At 73.2% G+C, this 23,084-nt stretch carries 22 protein-coding genes and 1 pseudogene; 16 read left to right on the forward strand and 7 right to left on the reverse strand.

The window, feature by feature from the left end:
- Positions 1–271: 271 nt before the first annotated feature.
- Genes AC27IY_RS38465 through AC27IY_RS38480 form a run of 4 tightly spaced genes read left to right on the forward strand, consistent with a single transcriptional unit; the run spans position 272 to position 3,074 of the window.
- Positions 272–652 (forward strand): phage holin family protein, encoded by a 381-nt coding sequence (locus tag AC27IY_RS38465; RefSeq protein WP_344211853.1) that lies wholly within the window; start codon positions 272–274, stop codon positions 650–652.
- Positions 649–1,620, forward strand: coding sequence for a DUF3618 domain-containing protein (locus AC27IY_RS38470; RefSeq protein WP_423450671.1), 972 nt, complete (start codon positions 649–651; stop codon positions 1,618–1,620). The genes AC27IY_RS38465 and AC27IY_RS38470 overlap by 4 nt, the downstream gene beginning before the upstream one ends.
- Entirely contained in the window at positions 1,621–2,592 is a 972-nt protein-coding gene (locus tag AC27IY_RS38475) for a YihY/virulence factor BrkB family protein (RefSeq protein ID WP_487181010.1), read from the forward strand.
- Positions 2,589–3,074, forward strand: a complete 486-nt coding sequence (locus AC27IY_RS38480) for a protease inhibitor I42 family protein (protein WP_344211847.1) — start codon at positions 2,589–2,591, stop codon at positions 3,072–3,074. Before AC27IY_RS38475 ends, AC27IY_RS38480 begins: the two co-directional genes overlap by 4 nt.
- Here AC27IY_RS38480 and AC27IY_RS38485 read toward each other — a convergent pair.
- Positions 3,010–3,606, reverse strand: coding sequence for a TetR/AcrR family transcriptional regulator (locus tag AC27IY_RS38485; RefSeq protein ID WP_487181011.1), 597 nt, complete (start codon positions 3,604–3,606; stop codon positions 3,010–3,012). The genes AC27IY_RS38480 and AC27IY_RS38485 overlap by 65 nt on opposite strands.
- A gap of 7 nt (positions 3,607–3,613) precedes the next feature.
- Positions 3,614–5,140: an MFS transporter gene (locus AC27IY_RS38490; RefSeq protein ID WP_487181012.1), complete on the reverse strand. Its 1,527-nt coding sequence runs from the start codon at positions 5,138–5,140 to the stop codon at positions 3,614–3,616.
- 54 nt (positions 5,141–5,194) lie between these two features.
- Between AC27IY_RS38490 and AC27IY_RS38495 the strand changes: the two genes are divergently transcribed.
- From AC27IY_RS38495 to AC27IY_RS38515, 5 genes are all read left to right on the forward strand, one after another.
- Positions 5,195–5,599 (forward strand): HIT family protein, encoded by a 405-nt coding sequence (locus tag AC27IY_RS38495; RefSeq protein WP_364444716.1) that lies wholly within the window; start codon positions 5,195–5,197, stop codon positions 5,597–5,599.
- A 69-nt stretch (positions 5,600–5,668) separates the two neighbouring features.
- Positions 5,669–6,850 (forward strand): sensor histidine kinase, encoded by a 1,182-nt coding sequence (locus tag AC27IY_RS38500; RefSeq protein ID WP_487181013.1) that lies wholly within the window; start codon positions 5,669–5,671, stop codon positions 6,848–6,850.
- A 33-nt stretch (positions 6,851–6,883) separates the two neighbouring features.
- On the forward strand, positions 6,884–7,636 hold the full coding sequence (locus AC27IY_RS38505) for a LytR/AlgR family response regulator transcription factor (RefSeq protein ID WP_344211838.1): 753 nt from the start codon (positions 6,884–6,886) through the stop codon (positions 7,634–7,636).
- A complete protein-coding gene (locus AC27IY_RS38510; RefSeq protein WP_344211836.1) occupies positions 7,633–8,049 on the forward strand; it encodes a hypothetical protein in 417 nt (138 codons plus the stop codon). Before AC27IY_RS38505 ends, AC27IY_RS38510 begins: the two co-directional genes overlap by 4 nt.
- A complete protein-coding gene (locus tag AC27IY_RS38515; RefSeq protein WP_423450668.1) occupies positions 8,046–9,533 on the forward strand; it encodes a sodium/solute symporter in 1,488 nt (495 codons plus the stop codon). Before AC27IY_RS38510 ends, AC27IY_RS38515 begins: the two co-directional genes overlap by 4 nt.
- Here the strand turns inward: AC27IY_RS38515 and AC27IY_RS38520 are convergent.
- Together AC27IY_RS38520 and AC27IY_RS38525 are read right to left on the reverse strand one after the other, a co-directional pair.
- Positions 9,530–11,719, reverse strand: coding sequence for a helicase-associated domain-containing protein (locus AC27IY_RS38520; RefSeq protein WP_487181014.1), 2,190 nt, complete (start codon positions 11,717–11,719; stop codon positions 9,530–9,532). The genes AC27IY_RS38515 and AC27IY_RS38520 overlap by 4 nt on opposite strands.
- Positions 11,720–11,776: 57 nt before the next feature.
- Positions 11,777–12,772, reverse strand: coding sequence for a LacI family DNA-binding transcriptional regulator (locus AC27IY_RS38525; RefSeq protein ID WP_487181015.1), 996 nt, complete (start codon positions 12,770–12,772; stop codon positions 11,777–11,779).
- 26 nt (positions 12,773–12,798) lie between these two features.
- On the opposite strand from AC27IY_RS38525, the gene AC27IY_RS38530 reads away from it, so the two are divergent.
- The 3 genes from AC27IY_RS38530 (at position 12,799) to AC27IY_RS38540 (ending at position 16,068) form a co-directional block, all read left to right on the forward strand.
- Positions 12,799–14,019 carry a trans-sulfuration enzyme family protein gene (locus AC27IY_RS38530; protein WP_487181016.1) on the forward strand — a complete coding sequence of 407 codons (1,221 nt, stop codon included), beginning with the start codon at positions 12,799–12,801 and terminating at the stop codon, positions 14,017–14,019.
- Positions 14,020–14,122: 103 nt separating this feature from the next.
- On the forward strand, positions 14,123–14,452 hold the full coding sequence (locus AC27IY_RS38535; protein WP_423450664.1) for a DUF485 domain-containing protein: 330 nt from the start codon (positions 14,123–14,125) through the stop codon (positions 14,450–14,452).
- A 17-nt stretch (positions 14,453–14,469) separates the two neighbouring features.
- A complete protein-coding gene (locus AC27IY_RS38540) occupies positions 14,470–16,068 on the forward strand; it encodes a solute symporter family protein (RefSeq protein WP_344212801.1) in 1,599 nt (532 codons plus the stop codon).
- Between the two features lie 132 nt (positions 16,069–16,200).
- Here the strand turns inward: AC27IY_RS38540 and AC27IY_RS38545 are convergent, their stop codons facing one another.
- A complete protein-coding gene (locus AC27IY_RS38545; RefSeq protein WP_487181017.1) occupies positions 16,201–17,085 on the reverse strand; it encodes a phosphotransferase enzyme family protein in 885 nt (294 codons plus the stop codon).
- Between the two features lie 72 nt (positions 17,086–17,157).
- Between AC27IY_RS38545 and AC27IY_RS38550 the strand changes: the two genes are divergently transcribed.
- Together AC27IY_RS38550 and AC27IY_RS38555 are read left to right on the forward strand one after the other, a co-directional pair.
- On the forward strand, positions 17,158–17,868 hold the full coding sequence (locus AC27IY_RS38550) for a TioE family transcriptional regulator (protein ID WP_423476559.1): 711 nt from the start codon (positions 17,158–17,160) through the stop codon (positions 17,866–17,868).
- A 74-nt stretch (positions 17,869–17,942) separates the two neighbouring features.
- Positions 17,943–18,965: a polyprenyl synthetase family protein gene (locus AC27IY_RS38555; protein WP_487181018.1), complete on the forward strand. Its 1,023-nt coding sequence runs from the start codon at positions 17,943–17,945 to the stop codon at positions 18,963–18,965.
- A 24-nt stretch (positions 18,966–18,989) separates the two neighbouring features.
- Here the strand turns inward: AC27IY_RS38555 and AC27IY_RS38560 are convergent, their stop codons facing one another.
- Entirely contained in the window at positions 18,990–19,925 is a 936-nt protein-coding gene (locus AC27IY_RS38560; RefSeq protein ID WP_487181019.1) for an aldo/keto reductase, read from the reverse strand.
- 36 nt (positions 19,926–19,961) lie between these two features.
- Between AC27IY_RS38560 and AC27IY_RS38565 the strand changes: the two genes are divergently transcribed.
- Together AC27IY_RS38565 and AC27IY_RS38570 are read left to right on the forward strand one after the other, a co-directional pair.
- Complete coding sequence (locus AC27IY_RS38565) at positions 19,962–20,939, forward strand: alpha/beta hydrolase (RefSeq protein WP_487181020.1); 978 nt, start codon at positions 19,962–19,964, stop codon at positions 20,937–20,939.
- A 78-nt stretch (positions 20,940–21,017) separates the two neighbouring features.
- Positions 21,018–21,155: pseudogene (locus tag AC27IY_RS38570) on the forward strand (helix-turn-helix domain-containing protein); the annotation flags it as partial.
- 240 nt (positions 21,156–21,395) lie between these two features.
- Here AC27IY_RS38570 and AC27IY_RS38575 read toward each other — a convergent pair.
- Positions 21,396–23,042: a wax ester/triacylglycerol synthase family O-acyltransferase gene (locus AC27IY_RS38575; protein ID WP_487181021.1), complete on the reverse strand. Its 1,647-nt coding sequence runs from the start codon at positions 23,040–23,042 to the stop codon at positions 21,396–21,398.
- Positions 23,043–23,084 lie beyond the last annotated feature (42 nt).

Here is a 23,084-nt window from a genome sequence, read left to right on the forward strand (position 1 = left end):
GCTTATATAAGCGGCCCCTGAAAGCGTAAAGTGGAAATATGACCAGTAATCCCGGATCGTGGTGTGAACGACCCAAGCCGCAGGCTCCGTCGTGCGAGCTGCCGTCTCCGTGGAGCAAGCCGAAGCAGCCCGACAACTGGTGTGACACGCCCAAGGATCCCGTGCTGAAGGTCCTTGACCTCGTGCTGAAGTCCGCCAGGCGGAAATAGCGCGTGATAGAAGGCCAAGTGCCTGGGTAGTCGCCTCACTCGGACGGAGGAGGCGAACGATCGTGAGCGACACCCAGAAACTGGTCAGTGACCTTTCCGAACAGGTCTCCCGGCTGGTCAAGGACGAACTCCGCCTGGCCAGGATGGAACTCACCGCGAAGGGCAAGCGCGCCGGCTTCGGCGCGGGCCTGTTCGGGGCGGCCGGAACGGCCGCCTTCTTCGGCGCCGCCGCGCTGGTGGCCGCCGTCATCCTGCTCCTCGCCCTGGCCATGCCCGCGTGGGTCGCGGCCGCCGTCGTGGGCGTCGTCCTGCTCGTCGTCGCCGCCGTCCTGGGCCTGGTCGGCAAGAACCAGGTGCAACGGGCCACGCCGCCGGTCCCCGAGGAGACCATCGCGAGCGTCAAGGCCGACATCGACATGGTCAAGGAGAGGGCACATCGATGAGCGAGACGGATCCCGGATACAGCGAGCAGCACGCCGGCGACGTGGGCGCGCACCGGGCCACCGTGGGCGCCCCCACCGAGCCTGAGTCCGTCAACGTGCCTCCCACCAGGCCGGGCGCGACGGAGAACGCCAGGCGGGCGGAGGCCGCGCGGGAGGGCCACGAGACCTTCGTCCCGGAAGGGCCCATCAGGGACGAGCGGGCCGAGGCCGTCGAGAGCCTGCGCACGGAGGAACGTTCCATGCGCGAGGTGCACCGGGCCGAACGCGCCCACGGCACCCGGAGGCGCGCCGCCGACGAGGACGAGGACGACGGAAGAGCCGCCGTGCGCAGGGACATCGAGGAGACCCGCGAGCAGCTGGGCCGCACGGTCAGCGCGCTGGCGGACAAGGCCGACGTGAAGTCCAGGGCGAGCCACGCCGCCGAGGTGGCCAAGGGCCGGGCGGCCGAGGCCGCCGGGGCGTTCAGGGCCCGCGCCGCCGAGGCCGCGGGGGTGGCCAGGGACCGCGCCGGAGTGGCTGCCGCGGTCGCGAGGGAGCGGGCGGCCGAGACCGCGGGCGTGGCGAAGGAGCGGGCGTCCGAGGCCGCGGGAACGGTCAGGGCCCGCGCCTCCGAGGCCGCCGTCGTGATCAAGGACAGGACCTCCGAGATGGCCGGTCAGGTCGGCGAGCACACGCCCGAGCAGATGAAGGCCGTCGCCGTGGAGGCGAGGCGGCGTCCCGCGCTGCTCGTCGCCGTGGCCGCCGGGGCCGTGGCCGTCCTCGTCGTACGGCGGATGGCGCGGCGCCGCATGACCGCGCGCCGCACGTTCGTGGAGCGCGTGGTGCGGGGCGACGCGGCGGGCCGCGTGAAGGCCCGCCTGACGAGCGGCCGCGTGACGAGGGGCGGCGTCATCAAGGGCGCCGTCGTCAAGGGACGCCTGACGGGTCGTCCCGCGCGCCGTCGCCTGATGGGACTCGGGAGCAGGTAGGTGACGGTTTCCAGAGACGCCTCGGAACGGGCCGCCGGAGTGCCCGACGGCCCGGGCGAATTCCCCCGCCGGGCCTGGTGGACGGTGCTGAAGCGGACGATCATCGAGTTCAAGAACGACCGTCTTCAGGACCTCGCCGCCGGGCTCACCTACTACGCGGTCCTGTCGATCTTCCCCGCGCTGATCGTGCTGGTGTCGGTGTTCGGGCTGCTGGGGCGGGGCGACGCCGCGGCCCAGCTCTCCGGCGTCATGGTGCTGGTGCCCGCCGAGGTGCGCGACCTGATGGTGACGAGCATCCAGGCGGCGCAGAACGGCGCGGGCGCCGCGAGCGCCGTGGCGATCGTCGGCCTGGTGGTCGCCCTGTGGTCGGCCTCCGGCTACATCGCGGCCTTCATCCGGGCCGGCAACACGATCTACGACATCGACGAGGGCCGCCCGTTCTGGAAGACGACCCCGCTGCGGATCGGCCTCACCCTGCTGGCCACCGTGCTGCTGGCGGTCGGCGCGATCGCCGTCACCCTCACCGGCGACCTCGCGGCGGCGCTCGGCCGCGCGCTCGGTCTCGGCGAGGCGGCCGTGCTCGCCTGGGACATCCTCAAATGGCCGCTCATGGTGCTGGTCGCCGCCGGGCTGATCATGCTGCTGTACTGGGCCGCGCCGAACGTGCGCCAGCCCGGCCTGCGCTGGATCTCGCCGGGCAGCATCCTCGCGATCGTGCTGTGGGTGATCGTCTCCGGCGGGTTCGCCCTGTACGTCGCCAACTTCGCGTCCTACAGCAAGACGTACGGCGCGCTGGCCGGGATCGTGGTGTTCCTGGTCTGGCTGTGGCTGTCGAACATGGCGCTGCTGCTCGGCGCGGAGTTCGACGCCGAGCTGATCCGGCAGCGCGCGATCGCCGGGGGCCGCCCGGCCGAGCGGGAGCCGTACGCCGTGCCACGCGACGAGCCGAAGGCCGATAGCCTGCCGGAATGACACTTCGAACGGCCGCCGCCGGGCTCGGCCTGCTGCTGCTCGCCGCCTGCGGCGGTTGCGGGGCCGGCTCGGCGGTGAGCGACCTCGGCACGGTGGTCAAGGGCGCCAAGGGCGCCACCGTGCCGGTGGAGCTGCGCAGCGGGCAGCGCTTCTCGCTGGCGGTGACCGGCAACGCGTCGGTGGGCGACAGCTGGTCGCTGAAGGCCCTGCCGGACACGAAGGTGGTGTCGTTCATCAGCCAGGAGCACGAGGGCGACGGCGACCAGGTCGGCGGGGGCGGCACCACCTACTTCGTGTTCAACGCCAAGCAGCCGGGCACCACCGAGGTCAGGCTGTACGACTGCTGGCGCTGCGGCACCGGCGGGACGCCGGAGAGCGAGCAGAGCCGCAGCGAGTCGGGCGAGGCCGTCTTCACGCTCACGGTGACGAAGGAGGGCCCGGCGACATCCCGCGGACCAGCACCTCCAGCACCGTCCGGGTGACGGCGGCGGGGTCGGCCGGGCCGGCGGCGAGCCGGCGCAGGCCCTCGCCGAGCACGTTCCAGCCCAGGTGGGCCACGAGGCCGGGGTCGTCGTGCCCGGCCTCGGCCAGGACCTCGCGCAGCGGGCCGATCATCGTCTCGTGGAGCTGGTCGAGCCGGTCGCGGCAGTCGGGCGGCAGGTCCACGGCGCTCAGGGCGCGCAGCAGCGCGTAGTCGGGATGCGCGGCGAACGACAGCGTCACCGTGCCGTAGGCGCGCACCCGGGTCTCCAGGTCGTCGCCGGTCGCCGCCGCGCTCGCCAGCCGGCCGGCCCAGCGCGGGATCGCGTCCTCGACGAGCTGGGCGAGGATGTCGGCGGTTGAGGAGAAGTAGCGGTAGACGCTGGAGCGGGCCAGCCCGACCCGGGCCCCGACGGCGGCCGGGGTGAGCCCGGCCGCGCCCTCGGCGGCCAGGATCTCCATCGCCGCCGCCAGCAGCGCGGCGTGCCGGCCCGCCCGATGGTCGGCCACCGTGGCCGCGCTGATCCTCGGCACCGCTGTCTCACTCCTCCTCGCGTCGTCCCACCCCAGTATCGGGCAGCAGCAGCGTCACCCCGACCCCGCCGAACAGCACGAGCCCGGTGAAGACGGTCACCCGGCGGGTGGCGTCGGCGGCCGCGGCGACCGCGGCGGCGTGCCTGGCCGGGTCCTTGATCATTGCGACGGCGGCGCCCGCGCTGTCGCGCACGGCCTTGCCGAGCGCCGGGTCGGCGGGCAGGCGGTCGGCCATGGCCGAGCCGAGGCCGGTCACCAGCACCGAGCCGAGCACGGCGATGCCGATCGCGGCGCCGAGCTGGCGGATCGCGCTCTGCAGGCCGGAGGCGACGCCGGACTGCCGGGGCGGCACCTGGGCCAGCGTGAGGTTCGGGAGCTGGGCCGAGGCGAAGCCGACGCCGACGCCGTAGAGGACGAGCCAGGGCACCAGCGTCCAGTGGCCGAGCGACGGGGAGACCGACAGGCCGACCGCGATCGCGCCGACGGCCTCCAGGGCCAGGCCGAGCCGGACGATGAGGCGCGGGGTCAGCCGGAGCTTCGGCACCACGCCGCCGGCCAGGAACGTCCCGAGCGCCAGCGAGGCGATGACCAGGCCGGCCTCGAACGCGGTGAACGCCATCGCCGACTGCAGGAACAGCGGCAGCACCAGGATCATGCCGAACTCGCCGAGCGTGACGATCATCGCGGTGAGGCAGCCGTAACGGAAGGAGGGGATGGCGAGCAGCGACAGGTCCAGGATCACCGGCCGGCCGGCCCGCGCCCGCGCCCGCTCGACCAGCGTGAACGCCGTGAGCGCCAGCGCCGCCAGCGCGAACGCGAACGGGATGGGCGAGATCGGGTGCCCCTCGGCCGGGGCGAACCAGCCGTAGCGCTGGCCCTCGATGAGCCCGAACACCAGCGCCGAGGTGCCGATGACGGACAGCAGCACGCCGGGCACGTCCCAGCCACGGGCGTCCGGGTCCTTGGACTCCGGCACCTTGAGCGTGCCGAGCAGCACGAGCAGGCCGATGGGCAGGTTCACCCAGAACGCCCAGCGCCAGCCGTGGCCGGTCACCAGCCAGCCGCCGAGCAGCGGGCCGAGCGCGGCCATGCCGCCGATGACCGAGCCCCAGACGGCGAAGGCGATCGTGCGGCGCGGCCCGACGTAGAGGGCGTTGATGACGGCCAGCGTCATCGGCACCACCATCGACGCGCCGACGCCCTGGAGCACGCGGGCGCCGATGAGCAGCGCGCCGCTGCCCGCCAGGGCCGCGAGCACGCTGGCCACCAGGAACACGACCAGGCCCGAGGCGAACATGCGCCGGCGGCCGTGCGCGTCGCCGGTGCGGCTGAGCGGGACCAGCAGGGCGGCGAAGGTGAGCGAGTAGATCGAGTTGACCCACTCGACGTCGGTCGCCGACAAGGACAGGTCGGCCATGATCGCGGGGACGGCCACGTTCACGATCGTCGCGTCGATGATGATCATCGACATGCCGACGCCGAGCACGAAGAGGGGGAGCCAGCTCTGCCGGGTCCGCTCGTTTAGCGACACCATGTCCCTAAGATAGCAACGACCTGTCGCCAAATGTCGAGCCGATAGGGTCGGACCGTGAGCACAGACCTGTTCTGCGAGATCATCGCGGGCGAGCGGCCCGCTCACCTCGTGCACGCCGACGACGTGGCGGTCGCCTTCCTCGACGCCCGGCCGGTCTTCAAGGGCCACGTGCTGGTCGTGCCGCGCGTCCACGCCGAGACGCTGGCCGACCTCGGCGACGTCGGGCCGTTCTTCACCCGGGTGCAGGCCCTGGCGCGGGCCGTGGAGGAGGGGCTGGAGGCCGGGGGCACGTTCGTCGCCATGAACAACCGCATCAGCCAGAGCGTCCCCCACCTGCACGTGCACGTGGTGCCCCGGCACCGCAAGGACGGTCTGCGCGGCTTCTTCTGGCCCCGCACCAAATACGACTCCGCCGAGGAGGCCGAGTCGTACGCCGCCCGCGTCGCGGCGGCGCTCTGAGCCGCCGGACCGTCCGGTGAGCGTGGGCCCTGTGTGTTCGGGCTCCGGCCTCGGCTAGGCTTCGGCCGCGTGGAGTACGTCGTCGGCAGCGCCGTGGTCGCCGTGCTCGTGGGCGTGCCCGCGATCGTGCTCTGGCGCGTGCTCCGGGGCCGCCGCGAGCTGGGCACCAGCCCGGCCGAGCGGGCCACGTTCGAGACCCTGCACACCGCCTCGCTGGCCGCGCCGCCGCTGCGCGCCGGGCTCACCGAGGACGGCGCCGAGCGCGCCTCCCGGCACCTGCGCGCCCTGCTCAACTCGCCCGCCCTGGCCATCGCCGACGCCGAGCGGCTGCTCGTCTACGACGGCGAGGGCGACGACCACCACGCCGAGCACGCCTTCGAGCACGCCACCGCCACCCTGGAGGACGGCCGCATCCAGGTGCTCACCCTCGATTGCGACCTGCTCGAATGCCCGATCAGGCAGGCCGTCGTGGTGCCGCTCACCACCGACGACCGGGTGGTCGGCGCGCTCATCGCCTACAGCCAGAGCGCCTCGGCCGGGCTGGTCCGCGCCGCCCAGGAGGTCGCCGGCTGGGTGGACTCCCAGCTCGAACTGGCCGAGCTCGACCGCTCGCGCACCCGGCTCATGGAGGCCGAGGTGCGCGCGCTGCGGGCGCAGATCTCCCCCCACTTCATCTACAACTCGCTCACCACCATCGCCTCCTTCGTCCGCACCGACCCGGAGCGGGCCAGGGAGCTGCTGCTGGAGTTCGCCGACTTCACCCGCTACTCCTTCCGCCGGCACGGCGAGTTCACCACCCTCGCCGAGGAACTGCGCTCCATCGACCGCTACCTGATCCTGGAGCGGGCCAGGTTCGGCGACCAGCTCCAGGTCACCCTCCGCATCGCGCCCGAGGTGCTGCCCGTCGCCGTGCCGTTCCTGTGCCTGCAGCCGCTGGTCGAGAACGCCGTACGCCACGGGCTGGAGAGCCGCAACGGCGTCGGCCGGATCACGATCGTCGCCGAGGACGCCGGGGCCGAGTGCCGCATCAGCGTCGAGGACGACGGCCTCGGCATGGACCCCGACCGGCTGCGGCTCATCCTCGCCGGGGAGATCGTCCCGGCGGGCGGCGTCGGGCTGGCCAACGTCGACGAGCGGCTGCGCCAGGTCTACGGCGACGAGTACGGCCTCGTCGTCGAGACCGGCGAAGGGGCGGGCACCAAGGTCAACATCAGGTTGCCGAAATATCACCCGGGTGTCTCTGCCCGTTGACCTTGATCTTTGTTGTCGGTTTCATCACTGTCTATGGCACAACTCCGGGTTCTCGCGGTCGACGACGAGCTGCCCGCCCTCGAAGACCTGTCGTACCTGCTGCGCGCCGACCCCCGCATCGGCGAGGTCGCCACCGCGCGGGACGGCGCGCAGGCGCTGCGGCTGCTGGACCGCGCCATCGCCGACGGGCGGCCGATCGACGCGGTGTTCCTCGACATCCGCATGCGCGGGCTCGACGGGGTGGTGCTCGGGCGGCTGCTGTCGCAGTTCGCCAACCCGCCCCGGGTGGTGTTCGTGACGGCGTACGAGGAGCACGCCGTGGACGCCTTCGAGATCAAGGCCGAGGACTACCTGCTCAAGCCGGTACGGCCGGAGCGGCTGTCGGAGGCCATCCGGCGCGTCGCGGTCTCGGCGGACGTGCCCGCCGCCGACGGCGGCGAGAGCGACACGATCCCGGTCGAACTGGGCGGGGTGACCCGCTTCGTCTCCAGCGCCGACGTCATCTACGTCGAGGCGCAGGGCGACTACGCCCGGCTGCACACCGCGGCCGGCAGCCATCTCGTCCGCATCCCGCTGGCCACGCTGGAGGAACGGTGGGCCCCGGCCGGGTTCCTCCGGGTGCACCGCAGCCACCTCGTGGCCGTCAAACACATCGACGAGCTGCACATCGACTCGGGCAGGTGCACGGTCCGGGTGGCCGGCACCGAGATCCCGGTCAGCCGCAGGCACACGCGGGAGCTGCGCGACCTGCTGGTCCGGCGCGCACGGAAGGGACGCCCGGAATGACACTCGGGGAAACGCCGGGGACGCCGCCGGAGGAGCCGCGGCCCGGCCGGCGGGCGCGGCGGACCGCCGTGACCAGCCCGCGCACCGCCGCCGCGCGCCGCCCCCGCTATCCGGCCACCCGCGAGATCGACGAGCAGACCGGCCTCGGCGAGGTCTACATGCGCTCCCTGCTGCGCACCCAGTTCCGGCTGGCGCTGTTCGTCTGCACCGTCCTCGCCTGCGTGGTCGGCGGCCTGCCGCTGCTGTTCCTGCTCATCCCCGAGCTGCGCGAGGTCGAGCTGCTCGGCGTGCCGCTGCCGTGGGCGGTGCTCGCCGGGCTCATCTACCCCGCCTTCGTCCTCGGCGCCTGGCTGTACGTCCGCCAGGCCGAGCGCAACGAACGCCACTTCGCCGAGCTGGTCGAGCGCCGATGAGCCTCACCGCCGTACTGGTCGTGGTGGTGGCGGCCGTGCTCATCGGAGCCTTCGGCATCCGCGTCTCGCGCACCACGTCCGACTTCTACGTCGCCTCCCGCACGGTCAGCCCGCTCTGGAACGCCTCCGCCATCGGCGGCGAGTACCTGTCGGCCGCCTCCTTCCTCGGCGTCGCCGGGCTCATCCTCGCGTTCGGCGTGGACATGCTGTGGCTGCCGGTCGGCTGGACCGGCGGCTACCTGGTGCTGCTGGTGCTGGTGTCCGCGCCGCTGCGGCGCTCCGGGGCGTACACGCTGCCCGACTTCGCCGAGGCCCGGCTGGAGTCCATGACCGTGCGCAGGACGGCGAGCGTGCTGGTCGTGCTCATCGGCTGGCTCTACCTGATGCCGCAGTTCCAGAGCGCCGGGCTGGTGCTGCGCGAGATCACCGGCGCGCCCCCGTGGGCGGGCGGGCTGCTGGTGGCCCTGGTCGTGGCGGTGAACGTGCTGTCCGGCGGCATGCGGTCGATCACGTTCGTGCAGGCGTTCCAGTACTGGCTCAAACTGACGGCGCTGGCCGTGCCGCTGGTGTTCCTGCTCATGGCCTGGCGCGCGGACGGCGCGCCCGGGGTGAGCGTCGCGGACGCCGTCACCTGGCAGACGCCGCTCAGCGGGGGCAGGGAGTACGGGCTGTACTCGACGTACTCGCTGATCCTGGCCACGTTCCTGGGGACCATGGGGCTGCCGCACGTGCTCGTGCGCTTCTACACCAACCCCGACGGCCGGGCCGCCCGCCGTACGACGCTCGTCGTGCTCTCCCTGCTCGGCGCCTTCTACCTGCTGCCCGCCATGTACGGCTGGCTCGGCCGCCTCTACGCCCCCGACCTGACCCGCACCGACACGGTCGTGCTGACGCTGCCCGCCCGGATGATCGGCGGCACCCTGGGCGAGCTGCTGACGGCGCTGCTGACCGCCGGGGCGTTCGCGGCGTTCCTGTCCACCTCGTCCGGGCTGACCGTGTCCGTGGCAGGGGTGATCGCGCAGGACCTGCTCAAGGGCGGGGTGCGCTCGTTCAGGATCGCCACCCTCATGGCCGTGGTGGTGCCGCTGGGCCTGGCGCTGTGGGCGCGCCAGCTCCCGGTGGCGGACGTGGTGGGGCTGGCCTTCGCGGTGGCGGCCTCGTCGTTCTGCCCGCTGCTGGTGCTCGGCATCTGGTGGCGCCGCCTCACGACGACGGGGGCGCTGGCGGGGCTGCTCGTGGGCGGCGGCCTCGCCTGTGGCGCGGTGCTGGCCACGATCACGGGGGCGCCGTACGACGGCTTCACGACGGCGCTGCTGGCCCAGCCCGCGGCGTGGACGGTGCCGATCGCGTTCGTGGTGATGGTGGCGGTGTCGTTCCTGACCCCGCACCGGGTGCCGGCGAACGTGGCGCGCGTCATGGTCCGCCTGCACACCCCCGAGAACCTGGACCTCAACCGCGGCGACTGGCGGCCCCGCTCGTCCTAAGGCAGGTGCGCCCTGGTGACGCGAGCCCGGTCGAAGGTGTGGCCGCGGTCGCAGTCGTGGCAGTAGCCGGTGATCGCGTCGCCGGCGATCGCGAGGTCGTCCATGTAGTGCTCGCGGCGCTGGGAGACGATGACGACCAGCTCGCCGGTCATCGCGGCCAGGGCCAGGGCCTCGGCGGTGCCGGACGTGGCGGTGCCCTTGAGCATGGCGGCGGCCGTGGCGGCCGGGTCGGGAGCGGGCTCGGCGTCGACGGTGAGCCGGGGCCGGCGGGCCGGCTCGGCCCTGATCGTCCCGTCGGGCGCCAGGGCCACGGGCGCCTGCCCGGCCTCGCGGAGAAGACGCAGGGTCTCCTCGGGCGGGCGGGCGGACAGCGCGACGGTGGGCGCGACCTGCTGGAGGGCGAGCTTGCGCAGCGACTTCGCGCGGCACAGCCCGGTGAGCGTGACCGCGTCGGCGGCGATCACCACCGACGGGGCGGCGGCGACCTTGAGCGTGCCGTGCTTGCGCGCCGTGTCGGCGACGAGGTAGCGCAGGGCCTGCGGAACGTCCTTCGCGCTGTGCCGGGCCAGGCCCGCCAGCAGGGACTCGGCGTCGCCGCCCGCGTCGAGGGCCCGCCGCACGCTCCGCTCGGAGAAACGCCACACGCTCGCCCGGTCACGCGACTCCAGGTCGGCACACGAGCCGAGGAAGGCGGCCAGGGCGGGCGCGGGAAGGCCGGTGACGATGGCGGTCAGGTCGTTCTGCAGGGTGACGGTGAGAGCGGGCACGGGGAACAGCGCCGCCAGCTCCTCCGGCTCCCCGCCGGAGGCGCCGGGGGTTGCGAGGTAGGTGCGGCCCAGGTGGGTGAGGGCGCCGTCGGTGGTGAGGCCGAGGAGGCCGCCCTCGCGGAGGGCGGCCGTCACGAAGGGCTCGGCGGCCGGCGGCGACTCGGCGGCGGCGCGGGTGCGCCAGTGGACGGCCGTCATCAGCCCGGACGCCTCCGCGCCCACGCCCTCGGGCAGGGTGCGGAGCGTGTCCAGGACGGCCCGGCGGATCGCCCCCGCCCCGCACTCGAACACGTAGGGCGGCGGCAGCGGGTCCAGATGCCCCTCGCAGCACCCCACCACCCGGTGGGTCGCCGCCTGCGGCAGCCCGTGCCAGGCGGCGGCGAGCACCCGCCAGCGGGCGGCGGGGGAGCGGGCGAGCCAGTCGTCGGCCAGGGTGGTGCCGGTCAGCCGCTCGCCGCCGTCGGAGGCGATCAGCGCGGCGGCGTGGGCGACGTCGAGCCACAACGTCACCTCCTGCTCCGTGACGCCCAGCGCCTTGGCCGCCCGCCGCAGCTCCCGCGTGCCGACGCCGCCCGCCTTCAGCTCGGTGAGCGGCGTGTCGGTGGCCAGCTCGACCAGGGCCTCGACCAGGTCGAGCGCACGCAGGGCGGCGCCCACCCCGTCGGCGGCCGGCCCTGCCTCACGCACGGGAACGCCGGGCTGCCCGGTCAGCGCCGGTCGCCAGCCGTCGCCGCGCAGCGCGAGACCGATCTCGCGCGGCATCTCGTACGCCCACCCGTCGCGCACCACGAACCCGGCCTCGACCAGCCGTTGCACCGGATGCGTACGAACCCCGGCCCCGAAATAGACCTGCTCGCTCTCCAGCACCGGCCGCCCGGCCGCCATCGTGCGCAGCAGGCCCGCCGCCTGACGGGGAAGGCGGGCGGCGCGGGCCCGGACCGCCGCGCCGTCGGCCAGCAGCCGCCCGGCCTCGGCCGCGAGCTCCGCCCGCCGGCCCCTGGCCCGGCCGCCGTGCGCGCTCACCAGCGTCGCCAGCATCTCGGCGCTCAGCTCACCGGCCAGCTCGCGCAGCGGCCTCCCCAGCCCGAACGGGTGCGCCCACAGCCCGCCACGGTGCGGAGAGCGTACGGAAGGGCCGTCGAGGGTGAGCAGGCCGTGGGCGGCGAGCGTGCCGAGCACCTCGCCCAGGCGGCCCCGGGGATCGTGCAGGGCCGCCGCCAGGCGCTCGCGGGTCGTGGCCCCGCCCGCCGCCTGGACGGCCTGGCTGACCACGTGGCAGTCGGCGTCGAGGCCGAGCAGGACGGGGATGGCCGGCTCGGGCCGGGCCAGCAGGCGTTCGACCACGTCGAGCGAGGGAGCCGCCGCCAGCTCCGGGCGGTGCTCCAGGAGGGTGGTGAGTTCGGCGTTCGTGCGTGGCACGGCACGAGACTAGCGAGGGCCGCCGACAGAACGCGGCCGAATCCCACCCCGGGACGCTCAGGAGGGCGGGAGCTCTCCGGAGCCGCGAGGGACCAGCTCCACGGGCAGCTTCACCAGCCGGGCCGCCCCCTCCGCCGGACGCAGCAGCAGGTCCACGGCCGTGCGCGCGAGCAGCGGGACGTCGTAGCGGACGACCGTCACCCCGGGGCTGAAGACGTCGGCGAGGGCGAAGTCGTCGAACCCCACGTACGCGGGCCGCTCCGGCCGCTCCCGCAGCGCCCGCAGGATCCCGATCGCGGCCCGGTTGTTGGCCGCGAAGAACGCGGTCGGCGGATCGGCCAGGTCGAGCAGCCGCGCCACCTCCTCCGCGACCCGGCAGGGGTCGAACACCCCGTGCACGACCAGCCCCTCGTCGACCGGCAGCCCGGCCGCCGCGAGAGCGGCGCGGTAGCCGGCGGCGCGCTCGTGGACGGAGCTCAGCCCGTCGTCGTCGGAGATCAGCGCGACCCGCCGGTGCCCGTGCGCCAGCAGGTGCTCGGTGGAGGCCCGCCCGCCGCGTTCGTCGTCGAGCACGACCACGTCGGCCGTCGCGAGGCCGGGCGGCAGCCGGTCCACGAACACCATCCTGAGGCTCGCGTGCTCGGCCAGCCACCCGTGGTCGGCCGCCGACGGGACGACGATGAGCGAGTCGACGCCCCGCGCCGCCATCGACTCGATGAGCATGCGCTCCTTGTCGGGGCTCTCCTCGTACGAGCCGAAGACGACCAGCGCCTCGTGCTCGGCCGCGGCGGCCTCCACGGCGGCCGCGAGCCGCGCGTAGAACTCGTTGGAGATGTTCTCCATGACCAGGCCGAGCGTCAGCATGGTCGCGCCCCGCGCCAGCCGGGCGGCGGCCTCGTTGCGGCGGTAGCCGAGCGCGCTGATGGCCGCCTGCACCCGCTGCTGCAACGAGGCCCGTACGTGCGGCTCCTGGTTGACCACCCGGGAGACGGTCTTGAGGCTCACGCCCGCGTGCCTGGCGACGTCGGCCATGGTCGGCTTGCGCGTTGTCATACTCTGCCCCCATGGATGACGAATGCATGGATGACGAATGGATCTGTGGCCGGTTGGGCGAGGACGAGCCGTGGACGCTGGGCGCGGTCAATCCGCCGGTGTTCGAGAACTCGCTGTTCACGTTCGCGACGGCGGGGGAGCTGGGCGAGGCCATCAGGAACGAGGACGAGCGCTACGTCTACTGGCGGGGGACCAACCCGACGGTCGATCTCGCCCAGCGTAAGCTGGCGGCGCTGGAGCGGGGAGAGCGGGCCAAGTGTTTCGGCTCGGGGATGGGCGCCATCGCGGCGACGATCTCGTCGCTGGTGTCGGCCGGTGACCACGTGCTGGTGCTGGGCGCGGTCTACGGGCCGACCACGCAGTTCCTGCGCTACCTGGAGAAGTTCGGGGTCACGCATACGCACGTGAGCGACCTCGCGGAGTGTGACAGCGCTATCAAGGAGCGGACGCGCCTACTCTACTTCGAGTCGCCCTCCTACATGGCGTACGCGATCGTGGACATCGCCGAGGTCGCGGCCTGGGCGCGGGGGCGCGGGCTGGTGACGGTGATGGACAACACCTGGTCCACGCCCCTGTTCCAGAAGCCGCTCACGCTGGGCGTGGACCTGGTGGTGCACTCGCTGTCGAAGTACGTGGGCGGCCACAGCGACCTGGTCGGCGGCGTCGTCATCGGCCCGTCCCGGCTCATCAGGCCGCTCGCGCTGACCGAGTACCAGCTCTACGGCGCCGCCATGTCGCCGCACGACGCGGCCAAGGTGATCAAGGGGCTGCGCACTCTTCCCGTCCGCATGCCGGCCCACCAGGAGCGGGGGCTCGCGGTGGCGCGGTTCCTGGCCGGCCATCCCGCCGTGCGGGAGGTCAACCATCCGGGACTGCCGTCGCATCCGGGGCACGCGGTCGCGCTGCGGCAGATGTCGGGGTTCTCCAGCCTGTTCAGCATCGAGCTGGCGACGGACGACACCGATCAGGTCGCGATTTTTCTCGACAAACTCCGGCACTTCAGGATCGGCGTCTCCTGGGGCGGTTTCGAGAGCCTGGTCAACGCCCCCGCCCTGTCCACCGAGGAGAGCGTACGCGCCACGATGGGCATCCCGGCCGGCCTCGTCCGCCTGTCCGTCGGCCTCGAACCGGCCGACACCCTGATCAACGATCTCGACCAGGCGCTGAAGGTGCTGAAGGGGGTGAACGGGATCACCGACCGCTCATCGCGCGAGAAGGACCTTTCACCGCAGGTCCGCCCCAACTAATCGCCGCTCGGCGGCGGCTCGGCGAACAACCCCTTCCGGGACCTCCACGCGGGGTACGTTGCGCTCTTACGTTGAGCGTGATCCGCATCACAGTGGAGGTCTCGTGACGACTCAAGAACATGACGCATCGGTCTATGAAAGCGTTCGGGAGAGCAGTGAGTTCCAGGAGCTGAAACGCCGCTTCCGGGCCTGGACGTTCCCCATGACCGTGGCGTTCCTCGTGTGGTACCTGCTCTACGTCGTGATGTCGGGCTGGGCGCGCGGGTTCATGGCCACCAAGGTCCTCGGCGACATCAACGTCGGTTTGATCTTCGGGTTGCTGCAGTTCGTGTCCACGTTCCTGATCGCGTGGGCCTACTCCAGGCACGCCGAGAAGAAGCTCGATCCCATCGCCGACAAGCTGCGCCACGAGGTGGAGGAGAAGACGAAGTGAGCTCCACCACCCTGGGGATGATCCTCTTCCTCATCTTCGTCGCCGCGACGCTGGCGATCACCTTCTGGGCGAGCCGCCAGACCAAGACGGCGGCCGACTACTACGCGGGCGGCCGCTCGTTCAGCGGCGTGCAGAACGGCCTGGCGATCGGCGGCGACTACATGTCGGCCGCCTCCTTCCTCGGCATCGCGGGCATCATCGCGCTGTCCGGCTACGACGGGTTCCTGTACTCGATCGGGTTCCTGGTGGCCTGGCTGGTCGCGCTGCTGCTGGTCGCCGAGCTCATGCGCAACTCCGGCAAGTTCACCATGGCCGACGTGCTGGCCTTCCGGATGAGCCCCCGCCCGGTCCGCACGGCCGCCGGCGTCTCCACCATCGTGGTCAGCATCTTCTACCTGCTGGCCCAGATGGTCGGCGCGGGCGCGCTGGTCGGCCTGCTGCTCGGCATCACCGGCGACGCCGGCAAGGCGTGGACGATCGTCGGCGTGGGCGCCCTGATGATCGTGTACGTGGTCTTCGGCGGCATGAAGGGCACCACCTGGGTCCAGATCGTCAAGGCCGTGCTGCTCATGAGCGGCGCCGCGCTGGTGACGCTGCTGGTGCTCGGCAAGTTCGGCTTCAACCTGTCGGCGCTGCTCGGCCAGGCCGCCGCGACGAGCGGCCCCAAGGCCAACCCGGAGTCCTTCCTCAGCCCCGGCCTGAAGTACGGCACCGAGGCGCAGGGCCTGGCCGGCAAGATCGACCTCATCAGCCTCGGCCTCGCCCTGGTGCTGGGCACGGCCGGTCTGCCGCACATCCTGATCCGCTTCTACACGGTCCCCACCGCCAAGGACGCCCGCAAGTCCGTCCTGTGGGGCATCGGCATCATCGGCGTCTTCTACCTGCTCACCCTGGTCCTCGGCTTCGGCGCGGCGGCCCTGGTCGGCAAGACGGCGATCACCGAGGGCGACGCGGCGGGCAACACGGCCGCGCCGATGCTGGCCCAGAAGATCGGCGAGGAGATCTTCGGCTCGGTCGGCGGCACGATCCTGCTCGCGTTCATCGGCGCGGTGGCCTTCGCCACGATCCTGGCCGTGGTCGCCGGCCTCACCCTGGCCTCCTCCTCCAGCTTCGCCCACGACCTGTACGCGCACGTCTTCAAGCGCGGCCAGGCCAGCGAGCGGCAGGAGGTCATGGTGGCCCGCGTCTCGGCCTTCGTCATCGGCGCCGTCGCGATCGGTCTCGGCATCCTCGCCCAGAAGCAGAACGTGGCGTTCCTGGTGGCCCTGGCCTTCGCGGTCGCGGCCTCGGGCAACCTGCCCGCCATCCTCTACAGCCTGTTCTGGCGGCGCTTCAACACGGCCGGCGCGGTGTCGGCCATCTACGGCGGCCTGGTCTCCGCCCTCCTGCTGGTGATCTTCTCGCCGGTGGTCTCCGGCGCCCCGACGGCGTTGTTCAAGGATGTGGACTTCCACTGGTTCCCGCTGAGCAACCCGGGCATCGTGTCGATCCCGATCGGCTTCCTGTGCGGCTGGCTCGGCACGATCCTGAGCAAGGAGCACAACGAGGCCAAGTACGCCGAGATCGAGGTCCGCTCCCTGACCGGCGTCGGCGCGGAGAAGGCCGACCCGCACTGACCGCGAGCGTGAGGCGCCTCCTGCCCTGAGGGCGCCTCTCCGCGGAAGGCGCCCACCCCCGCCCGGGCGCCTTCCGCACCGAAGGGCCCGGTCTCGGTGACGAGGCCGGGCCCTTCTCGCGTGCCGCCGCCGTCAGGGGCGCAGCCGGTGGAACAGCTCCACCCGGACGCGGTGGTACTCGACGTCCTCCTCGTCGTGCGCCACCCCTGAGCGGGCGGCCTTGCGGAAGTAGGCGTGCTCCCTGCGCAGCTTGTGCCTGACGAGCTGGGCGATCGACTCCTCGTCCAGGCGGGCCGCCGTGCCGCCCTCCTCGTGGTAGGCGGCCACGAACTCGGCGCTCGGCCCTTTCACGTCGTCGCCCCACTCCAGGGCGGCGGCGGCCAGCTCCAGCTCAGGGGCGCCGACGAAGCTCTCGTCCCAGTCGAGAACGGCCACGATCCGGCCGTCCCTGGCCAGGGTGTTGCCGGTGTAGTAGTCGCCGTGCAGGGGATGGCGGACGGGGTGCGCGGCGTGGAAGGCGCGCAGCCAGCGGTCCAGGCCGGGGTCGTCCAGCTCGGTGGCGTCCTGGGGCGGGTCGCCGTACAGGCCGGACTCCTGGAAGGCGGGCACCGGGCGCGGGGCGGGGCGGCAGCCGGCCAGGGACCTGTGCAGCCTGGCGAGCAGACGGGCGCCGGCCGCGCGCTGGGCCGGGAGGTCGGAGTCCGGCCAGGCGCCCTCGACGTACGGCCAGCAGGAGATCGGGCGGCCGTCCACCACGACGACCGTCGCGCCGTCGGCGGTCGGCAGCGGGGCGACGGCCTCGGGGAGGCCGGCGGCGGCGTGCCGGGCGATCGCGTGGCACCACTCCGACTCGGCGGCGCTCCGCCACGCGGGGCCGACGCGGACGACGTGCCCGTCGAGGCGGTAGGCGGCGGACTCCTCTCCGCCGTGCAACCGCTCACCCTCTCCCGTGACACCCCAGGCCGAAGCCACGGCTTCGCGGATCTCCCGGGTGAGGGGCGTCGTGACGAAGATCATCCCGCCAGCCTACCCGCCGTCGTCCGGCGGTATCGTCGGACTTTTCATGCAGGATTCTGGCGAGGAGCGGCGGTGTCACGAGACGGGCGTCGGCTGCGGCCGGTCGACCTGGCGCGCGCGCACGGGCTGTCCACCCAGGCGGTACGCAACTACGAGGAGGCGGGCATCCTGCCGCCCGCGGACCGAACGGCCGCCGGCTACCGCGCCTACACGCCCCGGCACGCGCAGGCGTTGCGGGCGTTCCTCGCCCTGGTGCCCGCCCACGGGCACGCGACGGCCACCGCGATCATGCGGGCGGTCAACGAGGGCGCGGTCGAGGAGGCGCTGCGGCGCGTCGACGAGAGCCACGCCCAGCTCCTGGACGACCGCCGCACCCTGGAAGCGGTGGAACGCGCCCTGACCGACCTCACCTCTTCCTCCGATGGGGAGCACGGGCCGGAGGCGACGTTCATCGGCCCCCTGGCCCGCCGGCTCGGGCTGCGCCCCGCCACGTTGCGCAAGTGGGAGCGGGCCGGGCTGGTCCGCCCGCGCCGCGACCCGCAGACCGGCTACCGCGTCTACTCGGCCGCCGACGTCCGCGACGCCCGGCTCGCGCACCAGCTCAGGCGCGGCGGCTACCTGCTGGAGCAGATCGCCCCGCTCATCGAGCAGGTACGCGCCGCCGGCGGCGTCGAGCCCCTGCGGGACGCCCTGGACGGCTGGCGCGACCGCCTCTCGGCCCGTGGCCGCGCCATGCTGTCGGCCGCCGCCGAACTGCACGCGTACCTGTCCCCGCCCACGTGAGGACCGCTACGCGTCGTTAGTCACTTTTGGCATAGGGTCCTGGAAGGGGCATCGGACCGGGGGAGGAGCACCAGTTGAACGTCAGCCGACCCCCGGCCGCCGGCGCCACCGCCGCCATGGAACGCTGCCGCGGCCTGCTCGAACCCGCGCTCCGCGAGGCCGTCGCCGGCCTGCACCCGTGGAGCTCACGGATGGCCGGGTTCGCGCTCGGCTGGTCCGACGCGGACGGCCGCCCCCAGACCGGGGACGGCGGCAAGGGCGTGCGCCCGGCCATCGTCCTGCTCGCCGCCGAGGCCGTGGGCGCCGACGCGGCCGCCGCGCTGCCCGGGGCGGTGGCGGTGGAGCTGGTGCACGCGTTCTCCCTGGCGCACGACGACATCATCGACCACGACGAACGGCGCAGGCACCGCGAAACCCTCTGGAAGGCGTACGGGCCAGGGCCCGCCCTGCTGACCGGCGACGCGCTGCTGGCCCTGGCCGTCGCCCAGCTCGCCGCCGCCCCGGAGGCGATGCGGCTGCTGTCGGCGGCCCTCACGGAGCTCGTCCACGGGCAGAGCGCCGACATGGCCTTCGAGAACCGCCCCTGGCGCGGGCCCCACGCGGTCACCGTCGAGGAGTACACGCAGATGGCGGCCGGCAAGACCGGCAGCCTGCTCGGGGCCGCGGCGGCGCTCGGCGTCACGCTCGGCGGGGCGTCGCGGGAGACCGCCGAGGCGATGGGCCGGATGGGGCGCGACCTGGGAGTGGCCTTCCAGATCGCCGACGACGTGCTCGGCATCTGGGGCGATCCCGCCGTCACCGGCAAACCCGTGCACAGCGACCTGCGGCGCGAGAAGAAGACGCTCCCCGTGCTGTGCGCGCTCGCCGCGGGCGGGACGGCCGCCCGCGAGCTGTCGGCCGTCCTGGCCGCGGGACTGGAGGACGAGGACGCGGTGCGGACGGCGGCCCGGCTGGTCGAGGAGGCGGGCGGGCGCGCCGCCGCCGGCACGCTGGCCGCCCGCCACCTCTCCGCGGCTCTCCATCTCCTGGACGCGCACCTTCCCGGGGCGGCGGACCTGCGCGCCCTGTGCGAGTCCCTGGTCAACCGCACCCACTGACCACCGGCGGGCCGGCGGGTACGGTCAGCCGGCCGGGCGGGAGGCCTCGTCCAGGAGGGCGAGCTCCTCGCCGCTCAGCTCCAGCTCGGCCGCCGCCATCAGCGCGCCCAACTGCGCGACGTCGCGCGCGCTGGAGATCGGCGCCACCACCGTCGGCTGCGCCGCGAGCCAGGCCAGCGCGACCGACGCCTGCTGCATGCCCCGCGCGCCGGCCACCTCGGCGAGCGCCCGCAGCGTCCGCTGCCCGTGCTCGGTGGCGAGGTATTCGGCCGCCGACGCGGCCCGCGGGCTCTCCACGGTCACGCCGGGCGCGTACTTGCCGGTCAGGAAGCCGCGCGCGAGCCCGAAGTACGGGGTGCTGGCCAGCCCTTCCCGCGCCACGACGTCCCGCAGCTCGCCCTCGTACCCGCGCTCCACCAGGTTGTACTCCTGCTGCAGGGCGACGTACCGGACGAGTCCTTCCTTGTCGGACAGCTCGACCGCCTCGGCGAGCCGCCGCGCCGTGTGGTTGGACGCGCCGACGTAGCGCACCTTGCCCTCGCGCACCAGGTCGTCGAACGTGGACAGGGTCTCGATCAGCGGCGTGTCGTGGTCGTCCACGTGCGCCCAGTAGAGGTCGATGTAGTCGGTGCGGAGCCGCCGCAGCGAGTCCTCGACCGCCGTGCGGATGGTCGCCGGAGCCAGGCCGCGCAGCCCCTCCAGCATGCCGACCTTGGTGGCGAGGACGACGGAGTCGCGGATGCGCCGCTCCGCCAGCCACTCGCCGATGATCATCTCGGACGTCGACTCGCCGGTCACCCAGGACGGGTAGACGTCGGCGGTGTCGATGAAGTTGCCGCCGCCCTCGACGTAGGCGTTGAGCACGGCGAACGAGGCCTCCTTGTCGGCCGTCCAGCCGAAGACGTTCGTGCCGAGTGCTATCGGGAAAACGGACAGGTCCGTGGTGCCTATCGATCTCATCCCGCTATTATCCGACGATCCGACAAGGAGGCCCGGATGGCGCCCCGATTACGTGGATGCCTGGTCGGCGCGGTGGTCGCCGGCGGTCTGTTCCTGCTCGGGCTGGTCGTGCTGCTGCCCCGCGGCGCGCAAAGGGCAGGTCCGGAAACCACCGCTCCCGCGTCCGTAACCCCCAGCCCGTCGCCGGCGGCGGAGGTCGTCGACGAGCGGCGCCTCGACGAGCGCAGGCTGGAGCTCACGATCCGCTCCCCGGCACTCGGGGACGAGACCACCAAAGTGCGCCTGCTCCTCCCGGACGGCTGGGAGTCCCGCCGCGACTGGCCCGTGCTCTGGCTGCTGCACGGCGGCCTCGACGACCACACCTCCTGGACGGCCAGGACCGACGTGGCCGCGCTCACCCGCGACACCGGCGTCATGGTCGTCATGCCGGACGGCGGCAGGTGCGGCAGCTACTCCGACTGGTGGAACGGCGGCCACGGCGGCCCGCCCCGCTGGGAGACCTACCACCTGCGCGAGCTGCTCCCCCTCCTCGAATCCCGCTACCGGGCCGGCCGGGACCGCGCGATCGCCGGCTACTCGATGGGCGGCCAGGGCGCGATGCTGTACGCGGCCAAGGGCCTGTTCAAGGCGGCCGCCTCCTTCAGCGGCGCCGTCAACATCACCGCCCCCGGCGTCCCCCAGGCCGTGATGGCCGGCACGACGGTCGGCTGCTTCGGCACCGACTGGAAGCGCGTCTGGGGCGACCCGGAGGAGCAGCGGCAGGTGTGGCGGGCGCACAACCCGTACGACCTGGCGGAGAAGCTGAAGGGCGTCGAGCTGTACGTGGCCGCCGGCGAGGGCGACCTGGTGGAGGACCTGGCCAACCGCGCCGCCCGCTCCTTCGCCGCCCGCCTCGACGACCTCGGCATCACGGTCCGCACGCACTTCTACCGTGGCGGGCACAACCACACGTACTGGCAGCGTGAGCTGCACCGCGCCTACCCGATGCTGGTGTCCGCGATCGGCGCGCGGTGAGCCCGCTCACAGGGGCCGGAGAGGGCGTGACGACGGCGCGGCGGTGCCGCTAATCTTCGTGCTGTGGTGACGGGTGACGTGCGCACGCGCATCCTTGACGCGGCGGAGGAGCTGTTCGCGGGATCCGGCTACGAGGCCACACCGACGGCTGTCATCGCCAGGCTCGCCCAGGTGCCCGGAGGGATCGTCTCCGACTACTTCCCGCGCAAGATCGACGTACTGGTCGCGCTGATCGACGAACGCACCCACATCGAGGAGGGGCGCGACGTCGACGCGGTGCCGGGCGACCCGGCGGGCACCCTCGCCCGGCTCGCCCGCGCGCTGCCGCTGCGCGCCTCCCCGGCGATGCGGCGCATCCTGTTCCGCGAGGCCGACACGCACGGCTCGGTCAAGGAGCGGCTCGGCCGCCTCAACGGCGAGCTCGTCCGGCGTGCCCGGTTCGCGCTGGAGCTGGCGCTACCCGGGGCCCGCGGTGACGCTGCGCGGCTGGAGGTCGCGGCGGCCATGTTCGCCGCCGTCCTCATCTACCAGGAGAACCTGTGGCAGCTCACAGGACACCAGATCGACCCCGACGCCGTCGCGGAACTCGTCGCCCACGCGCTCGTCTAGCAGCTCCTCCAGCGCCTCGCGCAGGTGCCGCACCAGGCTCCAGACGTCGTCCACGCGCTCCGGGCAGGCGACCACGCCGAAGTCCAGCATGCCGTCGTAGGAGAAGCAGGTGATGCTCAGCCCGCCGCTCATGTCCGTCAGGACGGACATCGGGTAGTAGGACAGCACCCTGCCCCCGCACAGGTACAACGGGAACTGCGGCCCCGGCACATTGCTGATGATCAAGTTGACCGGCGGCAGCGCCATGTCCGCCAGCCTGCCCGTCAGCCGGAACACCGCCGGCGTGGCCAGCGCCGTCACCGGGGCGGGCAGCAGCGAGCACAGCTCCTGCAGCCAGGTCGCCGGGGCCAGCGCGAACCTGCGCTTCGCCCGCCGCATCGTCGCCCCCACCAGCCGCAGCCGCTCCCGCGCGTCGGGCACGTCGGTGGGCATCGGGGCGATCATGGCCGAGATCTGGTTGCCCGCCGCTTCCTTGGCGCCGTGCTTGCGCACCGCGACCGGCACCGCCACCACCAGCGGCTCCTCCGGCAGCGCGCCGCGCTCGGACAGCCAGGCGCGCAGGGCCGACGTGCACAGGGTCATGACGACGTCGTTGACGCTGAGAGCGTTGGCCTTGGCGACGTTCTTGACGTCCTTGAGCGACAGCGACCCGAACGAGACGTGCCGCCGGGCGCTGATCGGCCCGTTGAACGGCGTGCGCGGAGCCGCGAGGCTCGGCAGCTCGGGCCGGTCCCGCCGCTGCCCGGACACGATCCGCGCGGCCCTCGCGATCGCCTTCGCGCCGGGCAGCCGCGACGCCAGCGGGATGGCGTCCATGTCCCCGGCCATCCTGACCGCCGACCCCACCGTCCGCACCGGCTGCGTCACCGACCGCGCCGCCGCCCCCGCCAGCATGCCCACCACCCCGGGCCCGCGACCCGCGGCGACCTCCCGCGACGTCCCGTCCCCGCCTTCGCGGCCCACCCCGCACTTGGACGGGCTCGTGGGGGGTGTGGCTTCCTGACGCCTCACGAGGTGGCCGTCGGGGGTGAGGTCGAGGAGGGTGGCCAGGGTCTCGGCGCCGGAGACGCCGTCGATGGCGGCGTGGTGCACCTTCGTGTAGACCGCCACCCGCCCTTCCGGCAGCCCGTGGATGAGGTGCATCTCCCACAGCGGATGGGAGCGGTCCAACCGGCGGGCGTGCAGCTCCGCGACCGCCTCGGCGAGCTGCCAGTCGCTGCCCGGCTGCGGCAGCGTCAGCTCGAACAGATGGTTGGCGATGTCGAAGTCGAGATCCCGCGTCCAGTACGGGCGGTCGAGCCCCAGAGGCACCTCCGCCAGCCGGAGGCTCAGAGCGGGGGACAGGTGCAGGCGGTCGAGCAGCAGGTCCGCCAGCGCGTCCCGGTTGACGGCGCCCTCGCCGGAGTCCAGGATCGCCAGTCCGGCCACGTGCGCGGCGGTGGTCGCGGTCTCGACGTTGAGGAACTGGGCGTCGAGCGCGGTGAGCTGGCGCATCTGCTCTCCTTTCTGCCGTCGTACGAGCAGCATCACACGAGC

The sequence above is a fragment of the Nonomuraea sp. B208 genome, assembly GCF_057536035.1.

Coding starts and splice junctions, on each gene's coding strand:
- AC27IY_RS38470 (WP_423450671.1), top strand. CDS start 649: ATGAGCGAGACGGATCCCGGATACAGCGAGCAGCACGCCGGCGACGTG.
- AC27IY_RS38510 (WP_344211836.1), top strand. CDS start 7,633: ATGACACTCGGGGAAACGCCGGGGACGCCGCCGGAGGAGCCGCGGCCC.
- AC27IY_RS38490 (WP_487181012.1), bottom strand. CDS start 5,140: ATGGTGTCGCTAAACGAGCGGACCCGGCAGAGCTGGCTCCCCCTCTTC.
- AC27IY_RS38575 (WP_487181021.1), bottom strand. CDS start 23,042: ATGCGCCAGCTCACCGCGCTCGACGCCCAGTTCCTCAACGTCGAGACC.
- AC27IY_RS38505 (WP_344211838.1), top strand. CDS start 6,884: ATGGCACAACTCCGGGTTCTCGCGGTCGACGACGAGCTGCCCGCCCTC.
- AC27IY_RS38525 (WP_487181015.1), bottom strand. CDS start 12,772: ATGACAACGCGCAAGCCGACCATGGCCGACGTCGCCAGGCACGCGGGC.
- AC27IY_RS38530 (WP_487181016.1), top strand. CDS start 12,799: ATGGATGACGAATGGATCTGTGGCCGGTTGGGCGAGGACGAGCCGTGG.
- AC27IY_RS38545 (WP_487181017.1), bottom strand. CDS start 17,085: ATGATCTTCGTCACGACGCCCCTCACCCGGGAGATCCGCGAAGCCGTG.
- AC27IY_RS38480 (WP_344211847.1), top strand. CDS start 2,589: ATGACACTTCGAACGGCCGCCGCCGGGCTCGGCCTGCTGCTGCTCGCC.
- AC27IY_RS38515 (WP_423450668.1), top strand. CDS start 8,046: ATGAGCCTCACCGCCGTACTGGTCGTGGTGGTGGCGGCCGTGCTCATC.
- AC27IY_RS38560 (WP_487181019.1), bottom strand. CDS start 19,925: ATGAGATCGATAGGCACCACGGACCTGTCCGTTTTCCCGATAGCACTC.
- AC27IY_RS38540 (WP_344212801.1), top strand. CDS start 14,470: ATGATCCTCTTCCTCATCTTCGTCGCCGCGACGCTGGCGATCACCTTC.
- AC27IY_RS38565 (WP_487181020.1), top strand. CDS start 19,962: ATGGCGCCCCGATTACGTGGATGCCTGGTCGGCGCGGTGGTCGCCGGC.